The sequence below is a fragment of the Pseudaminobacter soli (ex Li et al. 2025) genome (genome assembly GCF_003012705.1).
Lineage (GTDB): Bacteria > Pseudomonadota > Alphaproteobacteria > Rhizobiales > Rhizobiaceae > Pseudaminobacter > Pseudaminobacter soli.
This window is the reverse complement of the sequence record NZ_PXYL01000030.1, coordinates 24,391-39,704: the sequence shown is the minus strand read 5'-3', so window position 1 is coordinate 39,704 and position 15,314 is coordinate 24,391. Positions and strand designations below refer to the sequence as shown.

At 60.9% G+C, this 15,314-nt stretch carries 13 protein-coding genes and 1 pseudogene; 4 read left to right on the top strand and 10 right to left on the bottom strand.

The annotated features are described in order from the left end of the window. Nucleotides 1-320: hypothetical protein (locus C7I85_RS28335; RefSeq protein WP_106727345.1), on the bottom strand; the 320-nt coding region annotated here is incomplete at its 3' end. Nucleotides 321-1,082: 762 nt separating this feature from the next. On the opposite strand from C7I85_RS28335, the gene C7I85_RS28330 reads away from it, so the two are divergent. Beyond that, complete coding sequence (locus tag C7I85_RS28330; protein WP_106727344.1) at nucleotides 1,083-1,373, top strand: hypothetical protein; 291 nt, start codon at nucleotides 1,083-1,085, stop codon at nucleotides 1,371-1,373. A gap of 387 nt (nucleotides 1,374-1,760) precedes the next feature. Here the strand turns inward: C7I85_RS28330 and C7I85_RS32400 are convergent, their stop codons facing one another. The 7 genes from C7I85_RS32400 to C7I85_RS28295 form a co-directional block, all read right to left on the bottom strand. Continuing rightward, entirely contained in the window at nucleotides 1,761-2,009 is a 249-nt protein-coding gene (locus tag C7I85_RS32400; RefSeq protein WP_428832922.1) for a DUF6232 family protein, read from the bottom strand. 58 nt (nucleotides 2,010-2,067) lie between these two features. Next, nucleotides 2,068-2,316, bottom strand: a complete 249-nt coding sequence (locus C7I85_RS28320; RefSeq protein ID WP_106727342.1) for a hypothetical protein — start codon at nucleotides 2,314-2,316, stop codon at nucleotides 2,068-2,070. 180 nt (nucleotides 2,317-2,496) lie between these two features. Beyond that, complete coding sequence (locus C7I85_RS28315) at nucleotides 2,497-2,802, bottom strand: DUF982 domain-containing protein (RefSeq protein WP_106727341.1); 306 nt, start codon at nucleotides 2,800-2,802, stop codon at nucleotides 2,497-2,499. 927 nt (nucleotides 2,803-3,729) lie between these two features. Beyond that, nucleotides 3,730-5,064, bottom strand: coding sequence for an aminotransferase class III-fold pyridoxal phosphate-dependent enzyme (locus tag C7I85_RS28310; protein ID WP_245445146.1), 1,335 nt, complete (start codon nucleotides 5,062-5,064; stop codon nucleotides 3,730-3,732). Beyond that, nucleotides 5,025-7,148, bottom strand: a complete 2,124-nt coding sequence (locus tag C7I85_RS28305) for an ABC transporter permease (protein ID WP_106727340.1) — start codon at nucleotides 7,146-7,148, stop codon at nucleotides 5,025-5,027. Before C7I85_RS28305 ends, C7I85_RS28310 begins: the two co-directional genes overlap by 40 nt. After that, nucleotides 7,145-8,254: an ABC transporter ATP-binding protein gene (locus C7I85_RS28300; RefSeq protein ID WP_106727339.1), complete on the bottom strand. Its 1,110-nt coding sequence runs from the start codon at nucleotides 8,252-8,254 to the stop codon at nucleotides 7,145-7,147. The genes C7I85_RS28305 and C7I85_RS28300 overlap by 4 nt, the downstream gene beginning before the upstream one ends. Beyond that, entirely contained in the window at nucleotides 8,254-9,225 is a 972-nt protein-coding gene (locus C7I85_RS28295; RefSeq protein WP_106727338.1) for an extracellular solute-binding protein, read from the bottom strand. Before C7I85_RS28295 ends, C7I85_RS28300 begins: the two co-directional genes overlap by 1 nt. 98 nt (nucleotides 9,226-9,323) lie before the next feature. On the opposite strand from C7I85_RS28295, the gene C7I85_RS28290 reads away from it, so the two are divergent. The 3 genes and pseudogenes from C7I85_RS28290 to C7I85_RS28275 all read left to right on the top strand — a co-directional run bounded on the left by C7I85_RS28290 (nucleotide 9,324) and on the right by C7I85_RS28275 (nucleotide 12,651). Next, entirely contained in the window at nucleotides 9,324-10,211 is an 888-nt protein-coding gene (locus C7I85_RS28290; protein ID WP_106727337.1) for a LysR substrate-binding domain-containing protein, read from the top strand. Between the two features lie 295 nt (nucleotides 10,212-10,506). Continuing rightward, nucleotides 10,507-11,510 (top strand): annotated as a pseudogene (locus tag C7I85_RS28285) (IS110 family transposase). A gap of 802 nt (nucleotides 11,511-12,312) precedes the next feature. Beyond that, nucleotides 12,313-12,651, top strand: a complete 339-nt coding sequence (locus C7I85_RS28275; protein ID WP_181257433.1) for a hypothetical protein — start codon at nucleotides 12,313-12,315, stop codon at nucleotides 12,649-12,651. A 606-nt stretch (nucleotides 12,652-13,257) separates the two neighbouring features. Here C7I85_RS28275 and C7I85_RS28260 read toward each other — a convergent pair. Then, nucleotides 13,258-14,586 (bottom strand): sensor histidine kinase, encoded by a 1,329-nt coding sequence (locus C7I85_RS28260; RefSeq protein WP_245445145.1) that lies wholly within the window; start codon nucleotides 14,584-14,586, stop codon nucleotides 13,258-13,260. Beyond that, nucleotides 14,583-15,242 carry a response regulator transcription factor gene (locus C7I85_RS28255; protein ID WP_106727333.1) on the bottom strand — a complete coding sequence of 220 codons (660 nt, stop codon included), beginning with the start codon at nucleotides 15,240-15,242 and terminating at the stop codon, nucleotides 14,583-14,585. Before C7I85_RS28255 ends, C7I85_RS28260 begins: the two co-directional genes overlap by 4 nt. Nucleotides 15,243-15,314: the final 72 nt, after the last annotated feature.

The window sequence follows — 15,314 nt, the reverse complement described above, 5'->3', positions numbered from 1 at the left end:
GCCGGACGCTCCATGAGCAGGGTCTGCGCTGCCTGGATTGCGCCGATCGCCTCCACGAGAGTCTCCGCAACTTCCGCATCGGTAGATTCGTCGACTAGGTTCGCCGCTTCGTTGAGGCAGTAGACTATGTCTTCCAGATCGCCGATATCATCTGCTGGCGTTTCCGGAGATCCGATCTCGTCGCGGCAGTCTCTGATCGTCGCGGCGGCGCGCTGCAACAGCCTGGCGCGCTCAGATACCGTGAGCCGTGCAACTTCGTTCGCAGCGCGGAGAAGTTCGGAGACAAAGGCGTCGGAGCTGTCTGTCATCTGGTTCATCATCCTCACACGGAGCCCGCTTCGGTCTCCCGCGCGGACGCTTCATTCTCGATGGAACAGGTGTGTATGATTCCATGCATGCCCTTGCTTATATTTCACGATTCTTAAATACGGAAACAGGGTCGCCTGCGCCTTGCCTTGCCTGTCCCGGAACCTCAGCTAACGATCTGCTGCCCGCCTTTACTTCCCCGGTTTTGCTGAAAGCGTTACCGATTTTGCAGTCCTGGCAACTTTAGCCGGCCGTTACACTCAGCCAAAAGAAAAAGCCCCAGCTTTCGCCGGGGTCGGAGGTCATAGGGTAGTGCAGAGTAGGCGACTCTGCCACAATACCGTTTTCCCTGACATGACTGACGATTTTGCCCAGGTTAAGTTGGCACGCTCGCGGGGGACACCCGCATTTTTTTACAGATCTTCGCTTCAGGGATCAGCTCGCCCGGTTCGCCGTGGCGGGCTTTTTCTTGATCGGACCGCTGTTTCGCCTGACATGATGTGCCGTTCAGTTGCAACTACATTGGCCTCATGGTCTGGGAGGACCATCTTCGCCAAGGAGGAAGCTGCCCGTCTCGGTTCGCCGCGACGGGCATTTTTTTTGCGTCCACCGGGAACCATATCGCAGCTCGATCGTTCCAGGCCCATCAATGGCTCTACTATCGCCCTCCGTTTTTCTAAAAGACGGGGGGCTTCTTTTTGAACGCGCACCTACCGATTGTCATCGGAATCCCCTCCTGACGGGCGTATGATTGTCGCGTCTGGAGGAGTGCCGTCATGCGCAACTATCTCCACCGCCATCCCGAGCAAAAGGGTTCGTTCTCGCCCGACGAGCTGGACATGCTCGACGCGCTGGTGAAGCGTGCAATGGAGGCGGTCCACATTGCGGATCCGGCGGAGCACAACGAGGTTGCTGCAAGGATCTTGTCGATCTACTCGCTTGGCGGCCGTAGTGCCGACGAAATCCTAGAAATAGCGGTCCGCTTACACAAGCAAGGCTATGCACCTGGCGGTCGTCGGTCGAATGGGCCAGCGCCGAAACGGATCAGGACAGAGCGGCAGCGGTAACTCGGCTTCGGCGCGAGGAACTTCAATGGCCTCGTCGCGTTCGATGTGCCTACTAGCGTGGCTTCAGTGTCGCTTCCGATCCCTGCACGCGCCGGAGCCCGGACGCCCGTCATTTCATGATTGCTTCTGGTTGACGGGCGTTCTCTGTCCATAGGATTTCGCCTAGTCACAAGTGCCACCTGCCGGCGATTTGGCGTTCGGCGGGGTTGTTAAGGTATTGTTGACCATACTAGGCCAATTATGAAGGCGTGCTCGGATAGTAGAGAGTACCGGAGCGCCGCATCAAACTGGCCCGTCGTCTCGCCCGAGGCGGCGGGCTTTCTCATGGCGTCGCTCTAAATTGCGTTTTAGGCTGGCTACTTGGGAAAGAATACGCCGAGGCGTTTGTTATCGCGGGAAGGCATTCTCGATCGCTCGGTGCACGCTTTCGACCAAGTTCGCGTCGTGCGAGCTTAGAGCGGTCACGTCGCCACTAGATGTCTTCAGGGTTAGTGTGCGTTTCTCGGGGACATTGTTCGCCACAAGTAACAGAGCGACAAAGGCGATAAGTCCAATTATCTCATGTATATTGGCCCCGACAACGAGACCTGCGCTAGTGATCGTGATATCGCCTGACTGAAATAGAACGCCTGACATCTCAGAAACCATCCCTTTTCCAGAAGGGTGCGCACAATCTCCTCGGCCGTCAATCCTTCTAGCCGCAGCCCGGCTTGGGTCCTTCCTGGCCAGAACAGAGCTGTCGTGTGCTCTCTTCGGTTCGCTTTACTGTCATTTTGTCCAGGTGCCCGACCGCCTCGATGATGCCGCCTCTGGCTTTGGCCAGCGCCGTTCTGTCATTTTCTATCATGTCGGCAGCCTTCATGAGCAGCTCAATCACCTCGGCTTTTGTGTAACCGCCAGGGTTCGCCGCCATTGCGCGCAGGTCCTCAACGACATCAGTCATCCCTTGGTCCCCCAATCTCGAAATGGTGCGTAGAATTTTTTAGACCGTCAATCCAACAAGCTGCAGGCGCCCGGCCTTGGTCCTTCTGTGATCCCCTGCCAATGAGGGTAGGGCGGCAGCGCAAAGCACCTCCAGGTGCGGACAGTAAAAAGGGTGTCCGCAATGTCCGCAAATGAGCGCCTAACGTGCAAAAGATCGGCGTTTCAGCCACTCCCGTGCAGCCTCTGTCATGGCAGCCGTAAGCGCATCGGGCACCAGCACACCTCTCGCCCGCGCAAAGGCCACAAATGCAATGCGCGCGGCTGCAACGTTGCGATCGTTGGTCAACGCGCTACGGCATTTGCTGAGTGCCTGGGCATGCCACGGACCACGGCTCCCGCTCCATTCATTCAGCACCTCGTATGCTTGCCCGGCATTCTCGATAACTCGGTGGGATCCAAGGCCGACGAAGATCTCGACAGGATGAGAGAAACGCTTAGCGTTCATAGAGGCCTTCCTCCGGCTGGAATACGGGTTGATGTGGAAGAGCCGAGATTACAGCAAGCGGCAGTGGTCGAGCGATTTGGCTCTCGGTTGCATCACATTCCGTCAAAGGTGGAAGCGATATGAGCTCCTATCCTTGCTGGCTGGGTAAGAGCACGCCTTATCCGATCACCTTCGCGAAGGCATGGTGGCCGGCATAATGCCATAGACACCCAGCCCCACCATGAAGGCCATCATGCATATCAGCAGCGCTAGCGTCGAGCGTCCACGCTGGTTGCAGCTCCAATCTCGGATCCAATCACTTGAAGCGTGCAATCACGCGTCACGCGACCCGGACGAGACGAAGCCGTGACTATCGGTCGGACTGGTGAGACGGACCTTCGCGAGAACCTGGCGTTGCGAACGGCCGTCTAGCTTCGTCAACGAACCCGCTGGATCCGTTCGCTAACGCCGCATCGAGCGCAATGGCTCCTGGTACGCCGCCCCGCGGACGGTCGCTGACCTAAAAGATGGTCAGCGTCCAGCCAGGTGATGCGCAGCAGCTCCCACCCGCGTCAGAGATGGTGTCAGCTTTTTGGCAGTGCCGTCCCAGAACCGGACAGTCCATACACGGCCCCAAGGCGGCATTTCGAAATCGGCTCGGTAAGGACAACTTCTGGAGCAACTGAGTACTTGCGGGTCACTCGCCGATACAAATGCGGATCTGTCTACGAAGTCGCAGGAACGACCCAAAGCTGCCATTCGATCTAGGCGTTGCGAATGGCTGCAACCGGGCGGAAAGCCGGCAGATCAGGACGAATTCATTACGAACTGTGATCCTTTCCTCAAAGCTCCGACTGGCAGCGGGCCCTCGTTTCGCCGAGTGCCCAGTCAAAACCCGAGGCGTACTGTCGGGAATCGAGCTGCGGGCAGGCCCACTCAACAGAGCTTTCACGCTAAGCCGATGGATGTTTCCGAAGCGGGGGCTGCGGATGTGGACTGAACCACACCTGCGGCGCGTTCGAGCTTCTCAAAAGCAAGGTCGAGCTCAGCATCGGTGACCGTCATCGGAAGGGAAAGGCCGATGCTGGAGTCCCCTTTGCCGGTCGTGGACAAGCCCTCGGCCATGCAGGCGCTGACGAGGCGAGCGGTGAACTCTGGGCCCGCCGTCATTTCGCAAACGGCCGGATCGAACTCAACCGCAAGCAGCAGGCCTCGCCCCCGCACGCCGATTATCGACGGCGTTTGCCGGGCGAGTTCATCGATGCGCTCAATGATCCGCGTCCCAAGTTCGGCGGCGCGCTCGACAAGCCCATCGCGCTCGATGATTTCGATGGTCGTCAAGGCCGCCAGGGCGGTGAGCGGATTCTTCTCATGGGTGTAGTGGCCAAGGTCGAGTTCCGGCGCCACATTGAAGCGGGCGTCGGCGATGACGGCCGCAATCGGCAGGATGCCGCCTCCAAGGCCCTTGCCCAAGACCACCGCATCAGGCACCGCACCGACGTGTTCGAAAGCAAAGAAACGCCCGGTCTTGCCGAGGCCGGACGGAATCTCGTCGAAGATCAGCAGCGCGCCGTGCTGGTCGCACAGGCGACGTACTTCCTGCCAAAGTCCCGCTGGTGGAACCTGGCAGTTGGAGCGGATCGGCTCGGCAATGACAGCGCCGATGCCTCCGTCCGATTGCGCGAATGCGCGGCGCATATCCTCGAGCATGAGCTCGGGCCCACGGTCCGGCACCCAGTATGGCGTCGCGTGCCAACGCCCCGGCAGAAGGGGCCCCAGGCGCGTGTCGGGCCGAGCCTCTGAAAGACCGAACGCGCCGAAGCCGTGGCCGTGATAGCAGCCTTCCAGCGAGATTGTTTCGTGGCGGCCAGTGGCCACACGGGCGAGCTTCAACGAGATCTCGATCGCGTCGGATCCACCGGTGGCGAAGAGTACCTTGGCCGGCGGTCCCGGCCAGCGTGAGAGCAGTTTTTCGGCGAGCGCGACAGCGGGCTCGTTGGTGAAGCGGCGCGGCGAGAATGGCAGCATCTCCAGTTGCCGCTTCACGGCCGCCACCACCTCGGGGTGCCGGTGGCCTATATGGTGGACGGTGTTGCCGTGCAGGTCGATGAAGCGACGTCCATCCACGTCCTCAAGCCATATGCCTTCCGCCGCACGCAACGCGGAGATGCACGGGCTCGACCCTTTCTGATGAAAGAAAGCTGCGGCGTCGCGATCGACGAGATTCTTTGTCACGGTCTTGCTCACCGATTGTTCGTGGAGAAGCGAGGCAGCGGCGACCAACGCCGCAGGGAAAGGCGACGACTGACGAGGCTTTTGCGCTTCTCGATCAGCCAGGCGAGGCCCATGGCCGCGATCGCGAAAGCCAGCAGCACGAGGCTCTTGGCGGCGGCGTAGCCATATTCGCCTGAGTTGGCATGGTTGAAGATCGCGACCGAGGCCAGCTTGTGATTGCCCGAAACCAGGAAGATCACCGACGACAAGGTGGTCAGCGCGTCGATGAAGACGTAGAGCATGCCGAGCAAGAGAGCCGGCAGCAGCATCGGCAACGTGACCCGGACGAAGCGCGACACCAGCCCTGCGCCGAGGCTTTCCGCAGCTTCGTCGACGGACCGGTCCATGCGCTGCAGTGCCGCGCGCGCGGCGAGCACGCCGACGAACACATTCGCGAACAGAATATTGAGAACGAGAATGGCCGACGTGCCGGTGAGCGACAGGCTATCGATCCCGAACGGAAGGTTGAAGGCGACGATGTAGCCGATGCCGAAGATGATGCCGGGCAGGATGGCAGGCACCAGTGCCAGAAAGACGATGAGATTGGCGCCCGGCGGCCGCAGACGCTCCACGACATAGGCGATCACGATGGCGAACAGCCCGCCAAGCGGCCCGGCGATGGTTGCGAGCCGAACGCTGTCCCAAACGACGTCCAGGCCGCGGTCGGAACTGCCATAGCCGGTGCCGGCGAGCCCGACATTCACGCCGCTGGCCGAGAAGTAGCCAAGCGTCGGGCTCCAGTCGACGCCCCACACACGGGTTACTGCGCCGAGTCCCATGGTGCCGTAGATCGCGAATATCAGGGCAACGACCGTCCCGGCGATCGATGTCAGCGCGATGCGCCAGGACCGCGGCATGGAAAGTTCGGAGCGGCTGCTGGCGCTGGTGCTGGAATAGCCCTTGCGGCGGCCGAACGTCTCAAGCCCGAGATAGAGCAGGAAAGAGGGAATGATGAGCCAGACGCACAAGGCGGCCGCGAGCGGCGTGTTCCGGTAGGCGGTGATCTCGTCGTAGACGACGCCGGCGAGCACCGGCGTGTCCCGGCCGAGGATCATTGGATTGCCGAAATCCGTCAGGCTCATGATGAAAACGAGCACGACGGCGCGCTTGAGAGCTGGCAGCGCCAACGGCAGCGTGACATGGCGAAAAGTCGTGAAATGATCGGCGCCGAGGCCGGCGGCGGCTTCGTCGATACGGCCGTCCTGTCTGCGCATGACATTGTCGAAAATGATCAGCGTGGCGGGCACGAAGGACAGCACCTGCGCCAGAACGACACCAAAGAAGCCGTAGAGATTGGTTTCGTCGGCGTTGATGAGCCCGAGGCCCTGGTCGAGAAAAGCGTGCGTCACCAGCCCGCGGCGGCCGAATAACATCACGGTGGCCGTGGCGATCAGGACCGGCGGTGCAACCAGCGGCATCAGAAACGCCACCCGCATCGCGGACGGCCAGGGCACGCCGCCGCAATTGATGCCGTAGGCGAGCGCGAAGGCCAGCGACACCGTGAAGATGACCGAAAAGGCCGCGAGCACGAGGCTGTTGATGGCTGCGTTGCGAAGATACGAATCCTGGAACGGCTTGAGGTAGTGGTCGAGGCCCCAACGGTCGTCAGTGCCGTTGCGCAAGGTATCGAAGGCCTGGGGGCCAAGCCGATCCTTGACCTTGAACGCCAGCGCCGTGCGTTTGTGAAGCATGACATGGGAGATCGCGTAATTGTCCTCGATGGTTGCCCGCACCTCAGCCGCAAGGCTCGCCATAGCAGCCTCTATCGCCTTGACCTGTTCTGAATAGGCAGCGCTGCGGTCCCAGGCGATCGGAACCTCGGCGAGATTGAATGCCGCGGCCGTCGCCTCGACGCGCTCGGCCTCGGTCGCAGTGTCGACCCATCGCTGAACCGTGCTGGCCCTCTCGCTGGAAGGCAACTCGGCGATCGCTTCCATCGTCACCGCCTTCAGGCGCGCCGGCGGCATCGGCCCGGAGATGACGAAGCTTTCCAGGAGGACCATGCCGATCGGAACGGCGATGAAGACCGCCAGGAGAAACGCCAGTATCCCGGTGACGACCGCGCGTGGCAACTGGCGCATCAAGCGCATCATGGCCGGCCCTCGCCAGGGATGATCACCGCGCGCCGCGTGTCCGGCTTGAGCGAAACCATCATGCCCCGCGCCCAGAGATAGCTGGCCTCGTGCGAAGGCCGGTCCACGATCACGATGCGTCCGGACGCAAGCCTCACGCTGAGGCGGACGACGGAACCAAGGAAAGTGGTCGTCTCGATGCGGCCGGCAACGCCGCCGCCACCCTGCACGACCCCGATGTGCTCGGGCCGGTAGAGCACGATGATGGTCTCACCGGGCGCCAAGTGGGGCCGCAGGACCAGCGGCCAGAAATCGCCCGACGAATCCAGGCCGCCCGCGACGACGCGTCCCTCGATAAGATTGGAGCTGCCGATGAACTGGGCCACGAATCTGGATTGCGGGCTGTGGTAGATCTCCGCCGGGGTTCCGATCTGTTCGACGCGCCCGTTGCGCATCACGGCCACCCGGTCCGACAACGCCAGCGCCTCCTCCTGGTCGTGCGTCACGTAGAGCGTGGTGATGCCGAGCCGATCGACGATGGCGCGCAGCTCGTTGCGCAGCTTTACCCGGATGCGCGCATCCAGTGCCGACATCGGCTCGTCGAGCAGGAGCACTTCCGGATCGCAAGCCAATGCACGCGCCAGCGCCACGCGCTGCTGCTGGCCGCCCGACAGTTCATGCGGATAGCGGTCGAGCAGCCCGTCGATTTCGGCGAGTTGTGCGAGCTCGGTCACACGCCGTTCCCGTTCCTTCCGATCTCGAGAGCCTATCGTGAGCGCGAAGCCGATGTTGTCGGCGACCGTTTTCGTCGGGAACAGCGCATAGGACTGGAACACGAAGCCCATGCGGCGGCGAGCGGGCGGCATGTCGGTGACATCCTGATCCGCCCGCATAACGCGTCCGCCGTCCGGTTGCGCGAAGCCGGCGATGATCCTGAGCAGCGTTGTCTTGCCGCAACCGGAATCGCCGAGGAGGGTCACGAACTCGCCCTTGGCGAGTTCAAGCGTCACGTCGTCAACAGCACGGCCCTTGCCATAGGCCTTGACGACGTTGCGAACCGCCAGGTGCGGCCGGCTCTCGACAGGAGCCGGCCGCGACGGTGTAAGGCTAAGAGCTGCGTCCGCCATCACTGCTTCAGGATGCGGGTGGCGAACTCGCGCTTGAAGGCCGACATGTCGACCGGGCGGCGCATCTGCCACAAGGTGATCTCCTTGAGGTCGACTAGTCCGTAGCCGGGCGCGGCCGTGGCGCCAACGACCTTGCCCAGAACCGCAGCCGCGTCCTCGCTGGCCATGAAGTCGAGGAAAATCTTGGCTTCGGTCGGGTTGGGGCCGCCCGCGACCAGGCCGCCGCCTTCCGTCACGTTGGGCGTGATGCGGCCGTAGACGATCTCCACGGGTTTGCCGGAGGACTTGGTTTCGAAGCAGGTGGTGTCGAAGGTCAGGCCGATCGAGACTTCGCCCGCGCCGGCCATGGCCGCACCACCCGAGCCGCCATCCGAATACTGATAGACGTTCTCGTTGAGGTTCTCGACGAACGGCCAGCCGAACGCGTCGACGAAGGTCGACAGGATTGCCCCGCCCGTTCCGGACTTGAGCGGCGACGGCAGGGCAATTTCCTTGCCGTACACCGGCTTGATCAGGTCTTCCCACGTCGCGGGCATGGGCAGGCCCTTCTGCTCCAGCCGCTCCTTGTTGACGACCATGCACATAGTCGTGGCGAAATACTTGTTGTAGAAGCGGTCGGGATCGCGGAATTCGGCGGCGATCTTGGAGTCTTTGGGCTCATAGGGCTCGAACACACCGGCTTGCTTCAGTTGTTCGAGCGCGAAGTTGTTGACGAGGTAGACCACGTCCGCCTGCGGCTTGCCCTTCTCGGCAATGGCGCGCTCGGCGATGGGGCCCGTGGAACCCGAGACGAATTTCACTTCGATGTCCGGGTGCTTTTCCTTGAAAGCGCTGACCAGCGCGCTGTTTACGCTGTCGGAGGCGTTGTAGAGAACGACCTCCGCGGCAAATGAGCTGCCGCTTGCCAGTGTGACCGCCGTGGCAGCCAGAACGGCAATCCGAGCGATGTTAGAAATCGAATGGGTAGACATGAAAAACTCCGAGCCTGCGAGAACTTCTATGCTATAAGTTTCGCTAAATCGTGTGACGCTCGTATGAATGCGAACTTATTTCGTAGCCGAAAACCGTCATGAACCTCGCCCAGCTCCGCGCCTTCCATGCCGTCGCCAGCCATCGCACCTTCTCTGCCGCCGCCCAGGCACTGGGGGTGAGCCAGCCGGCCATCACCCAGCATGTGAAATCGCTTGAGGACGCCGTCGGGACCAGGCTTTTCGTTCGCACGGCCGGTGGGGTGGAATTGACACCGGATGCATTGGACCTGCTGCCAAGAGTCAGGCAGGTCATCCTCATGCTCGACGACATCGGGGCGCGGGTGGATGGCGGGCGCAGCCTGGCAGTCGGGCACCTCGCCATCGGGCTTTGTGCGCCTTATGTGGCCATGCCCATTCTGGAACGGTTTACCGCCGCACATCCGGGCGTGCGGCTCGACGTGCGGCTGGAGAACTCCAGCAGCCTACTGGACCTTGTCGCGCAGAATCGCGTCGACGTTGCGATCGTAACGATGCCGATGCCGCATCCCGATTTCGCCTGCGACCTGCTGGTCTGCCAGCAGGTGCAAATCCTTGTGCACGAGGGGCATCCCTGGTGGGACCGCAGTCACATCGAGGCTCACGAGCTTATCGGGCAGCGCCTGGTGACACGCGAGGCCGGCTCGATGACACGTCAACTGCTCGAGACGGCACTGGCGAGCCACTCGATTGAAATCTCACCGCATCTGGTTCTTGGCAGCAGAGAGGCCGTGAAGGAGGCCGTCGCGTCAAGGATCGGCATCGGCATCGTGCTCGATCAGGAATTGGGACGCGATCCGCGGCTGCGTGCGGTCCCCATCTCCGATATCGGGATTAAGGCAGGCGAATATCTGGTCGCACGCCGGGAAGCCCGCGGCTTGGGTGCTGTGGCCGCCTTTGCTGCAATGGCCCTCGATGTGTTCAAGGAGGCACGGCCTGTGCCAGGTTGACGGGAACGGCGGAAAGTCGAAACGGGGCACCGTTCACCACCGTCGGCGGCAGGCGGGGCTTAGAAGTTTCCCTCTGCAGCTTCAGCCAGGATCATCGCTGCCGTTTCAATGTCCTTCTTCGGCCCATGAGCCATACTCCAAGAAGGATCACTTTCAGGAGGTAAACCAGTAAAAGCGGGAACAGCCGCTTGTTGGTAACTCCGGCCCAATAGCGGACTGGCAGCTTTTGATGCGGTGGACGGCTCTCCTCCTTCCCTGCGTATGATCGTGGGGCCAGAGCTGGAGGAGATCTATGATGGGCAACGTTACGACAATTGGTCTGGATATTGCGAAGTCAGTGTTTCAAGTCCACGGCGTGGATGCGGCGGGTGAGATTGTCGTTCGCAGGAAGCTGACCCGTGGCCGCGTGCTGGCATTCTTCGAGAGCCTGCCGCGTTGCCTGGTCGGAATCGAAGCCTGCAGCTCGTCGCATTATTGGGCGAGAGAGCTGACTGCACGTGGCCATGATGTGCGGCTGCTGCCGGCTCAGTATGTGAAGCCTTATCTGAAGCGGCAGAAGAACGATGCTGCAGACGCGGAGGCGATCTGCGAGGCGGTGACACGGCCGACCATGCGCTTCGTGCCGGTGAAGTCGCCCGAACAGCAAAGTGTGATGATGCTGCACCGGGTGCGGTTGATGCTCAACCGCCAGCGGACACAGATATCGAACGCGTTGCGGGCACACCTGTCCGAGTTCGGGGTCGTAGCGCCGATCGGGCGGAATGGGATCGAGCAACTGCTCGTGGTTGTCAACGACGAGAGCGACGCCAGGATCCCCGCTGATGCACGGGTATGCCTGCGCATGCTCGAGGCGCAGCTCAGGGTCGTGAAGGAACAGATCCTCGAAAACGATCGCCGGGTTCGGGCGAGTGCGCGAGAGACCGAGCTTGGCCGCAGGTTGATGGAGATCCCGGGCGTCGGCCCGCTGCTGGCGAGTGCATTCGTGGCGACGGTCGCCGATGCGCATGCGTTCAAGTCTGGATCGGGCTCGTGCCGAAGCAGAATTCTAGCGGGGGCAAGGAGAAGCTCGGCAGCATTTCCAAGGCCGGCAATCGCTATCTGCGACAGTTGCTCGTGGTCGGCGCGATGGCGGTCATCCGCTATGCCGAACGGAACGGGACCAGGCGGCCATGGCTGGTGCAGTTGATGGCGCGGCGAACAACCAAGGTTGCAGCGGTTGCGCTGGCCAACAAGACCGCGCGGATGGTTTGGGCATTGATGACAAGCGGCGAGCGCTACCGGGAGCCGGTCATCGCATAGACAAGGCGAGGAAACGCCGACGAGGTTGGAAAGGGCGGATAGGAGCTAATGCACCAAGCCGGTTGATACCGCCGGATCAGAAGAACCCACTGGGGCCGTGCACCTTCGAGTGCGAGCTTTCGATCGGGATCTGAGACGCGCGAATGGCATTATGGCCAGCGGCACATGAAAGGCCGCACCTACAGGTCGGATACATGGCCGGACCAACCAGCGAATGCAGTGCTCAAAGAACCCCTTGCCAACGGAGAGCCGTCCATACACGGCCCCAAAGCCGCCGGGCGGCAAAGCGCCCCATGTCGGCCATACAGGCAAATTTTTTCTCCGCCCAGAAGCAGACATCGCGGGTCACGATGCAGAAGATCGTGGTCGCGCCAGAAGCGGACGCCTTGCAGAGGTGCGTCGAGTGTCCGGATAGGGCCGATATCGCTGAAAAGCGGGTTCGGTCATTTGGTTGGGGAACCCAAGGGGCCTTGCGGTCCTCGAGCCGGAAACAACTACCAATTCTGCGGCATATCACCGTCCATGCGGAAGTTGGCGCTGACGGCCAAGGCTTCGAGGATAGGCCATTTCCATGTCCGAAGAGTTTGACGCAACTGTCAGGTTTTCACCTGAATCTATCGGGATTTTTGTAAGTATATCATCGGCGAATTTCGTATAGATAAATGTGATTAGCCCGAATTGTTAATTACGCCATTAGGCGTAACGATATTGAGACTGCGAACGAAGGCCTCACCATGAGGGTGTCGCAGTGCAACCGCTATTTGATCCCCCCCAAATAGCATCATTAACGAAGGAAACCGTTATGAAAAAGCTTCTCCTCGCAGCGACCGCACTTGTCGCGATGACTGCTTTCGCTGTTGCCGCTGGTAACGACAACGGCAATGGCAACGGCAACGGCAACTGGGGCAACGACAACGGAAATTACAACGGCAACTTCAACAAGGGGTCCGACAACGGCAATAACAACGGCAACGACAACTGGGGCTCGCATAACGGCAACTGGAACGGCAACGACAACTACGGCAGCCATAACGGAAACTACAACGGCAACGACAACTGGGGCTCGCGCAACGGCAACTGGAACGGCAACGGCAACTACGGCAGCTACAACGGAAACCGCAACGGCAATCACAACTTCTAAGTCAGCTTACGTGGCCGTCGTCCGGTTCAAGCCTGACGGCGGCCCACCTCAGACCGGTAGACTGACATTGCATCCTTCGATGTCTGATCAGGTCGAATTCCGGTTTCAATTGCATCCTGTTGGAGAAATGGCGGCGCTATCCGCGCTGCTATCCCTTCGGCAGCCGAGGCCCGGTGATAGGTTGAGGTTCCGCCTTGAGACAGGCATCGCCGGGCCTCACCTCTTGCGCTTGAGCGACAGAGAGACGGAAGGCGTCGCACCGCACATGCGCTTGGCCCTGGCGAAAGCTGGCTTTTACTTTGGGCTACGAAATGGTTCGAGTGCCACAGCGTTTCCAGCCACAAACGAAGACGAAGGAACGAAGGCTAGTGAAGCAGCACCAGCCCCCGTCCAAAAAACGATCCTTTGGCTGTAATCCGGCTCAGTTGAACGTACGTGTGCGGAGAAATTCGGTCGAGGCTTCGCCAACGAGATTAGATGACGGTCAGCCGGTTGCCTTGGCGACAAGTGGCATCTCGACGAATGCATCGTCGGTCTGCTGCCGGCCCGGTCCAGACGGACCACAACGCGCCTCCTGGTTGGTCATTTGCCGATCGTTGCCAAAACTCAGACGGTCAGCAAGGCTTCAAAGCCGTCCAGACCCTCGATTCGGGGGGAACGCAGATCAAGTACGCCACCCATCTGCCGTGCGAGTGTCGCCGCGATAGAGAGGCCAAGGCCCGTTCCTTTGGCATTTTCCGATGCCCTTTGGAATCGAGCGGTGAGCCTTTCGAGCTGTTCTGAAGGCACGGTCGGACCGTCGTTGGCAACTGAGATGGTGTCGTGGTTTTTCACGGAGATCGTAACGGTGCCGTGGGACGCACCATGAATAAGCGCGTTCTCGATCAGGTTGCGCAACACGATCGCGAACGCGTCGACGTCCACTCTCCTAATCAGCGTGTATGAAGGCTCCATGTCGAGAACAATTCGCCCGGCACCCTCGGTGCTGCGTTCGAACTCGGCTGCAATCAAACGAATGGGGACTGCGAGGTCGGTAGCATCCACCGCTAGCCCGATGCCGGCTTCGGCGCGGGCAAGCTGAAGCAGTTTCTCTGTTAGACGCGTGAGCCGCATGAGCGACGTTTCGACGTCTTGCGCGCGAGTCCTCGTCTTACCGGTCGGCAGTTCCAGGACCAGGCGTTGTACCTGGGCGAGGGCACCGGCAATCGGCGTACGCAATTCGTGGGCAGCATTGGCGGTGAACTCCCGTTCGGCGTTGATCGCATCGCGGAGCCGTGCGAGCAGGTGGTTGACCGAACTGGCAATCGTTCCCAGTTCGGTCGGCAGTGTCTCGATCCCGATAGGCGTCAGGTTGGCACCGTCGCGGGTCGCAATTTCCTGCCTAAAGCTGGCGATAGGCTTGAGAGACTGCCTGACGACCAGCCAGATCACGACAAGGCTCAGGGGCACGAGCGGAAGAACCGGGACGAGAAGCGAGAATGCACTCTCGCGCATCGCTTCCCAACGATGGTCAAGCGGGTCGGCGACTTGCAGGAAAAGCGTGCCGGTCAGTGCCGCTTCGGTGTAGATGCGGTGGGTCGCCGTCTGATGGAATCCCGGCACCAGTGGCACATCAAAGGGCTGCTGCGGAGCATCGTGTGAATGCAACAGCACCTGCCCAGTTGCATCACGCGCCTGGTAGATGAGGTGCTCCTTGTGGGCCAGGGCCGCCTCGTGCATGCGGCGCGGATTGGGCGAGGCACCCGTCTGGTAGAGATCATCCACAACCAGAGGCATCAGTCGCTGCGTGGTTTCCTGGAGCGCGCTGTCAAACACTTCCTGATACTCATGGTACATGACGAAGGCGGCCAGTCCCGCGGCGGATAGCCAGAAGAGGACCGCGACGCCGATGAGCCAGCGCATAAGGCGGCGGGTCATGCTGATCGGCGTTCTCACGTGTTGGTAATCCTGTAGCCCACGCCACGCACGGTGGTGATGATTTCGCCGCCGAGTTTCTTGCGCAGGCGGCTGACATAAACTTCCACGGTGTTGCTCTCCACCTCGGCACCCAATTCGTAAAGCGCGTCCTCGATCTGCGCTTTGGAGACTATGGCCCCTTGACGAGAGAGAAGCCGATCGAGCACGGCCCACTCGCGCGCCGTCAGGTCGATGGAACGATCCTCGCGCGTCACGATCCGCTCGGCAGGTGCAATTCTCAATGCCCCAATAGCCAGCCGCGGCTGAACATTCTGGCCGTATCGCCTGGCAACGGCATGAATGCGCGCTGAGAGTTCGTCCAGATTGAAGGGTTTGACGAGATAATCGTCGGCACCGGCATTCAATCCTGCAATACGGTCAGAAATCTGGTCGCGTGCCGTCAGGACTATGACCGGAACCGCGTCGGCGCGATCCCGAAGAGTTTTCAGAAAGCTAAGCCCGTTCCCGTCGGGCAGGTGCAAGTCCAGTAGCACGAGTTCATAAGCAATCACCGAGGCGAGCTCTTCCGCCTCAGCCAAGGACTTCGACCAATCGACGGCGTGGCCCTGGCTGCCGGCATGATCCCTCACCGCGCCGCCAATCGCCTTGTCGTCCTCGACCAGAAGTATGCGCATCTCGATCTACCTCATCATGCGGGTTGGTCCGCATAGATTGAAGAACTGACAGCCACCTGAATGCAATGTCTC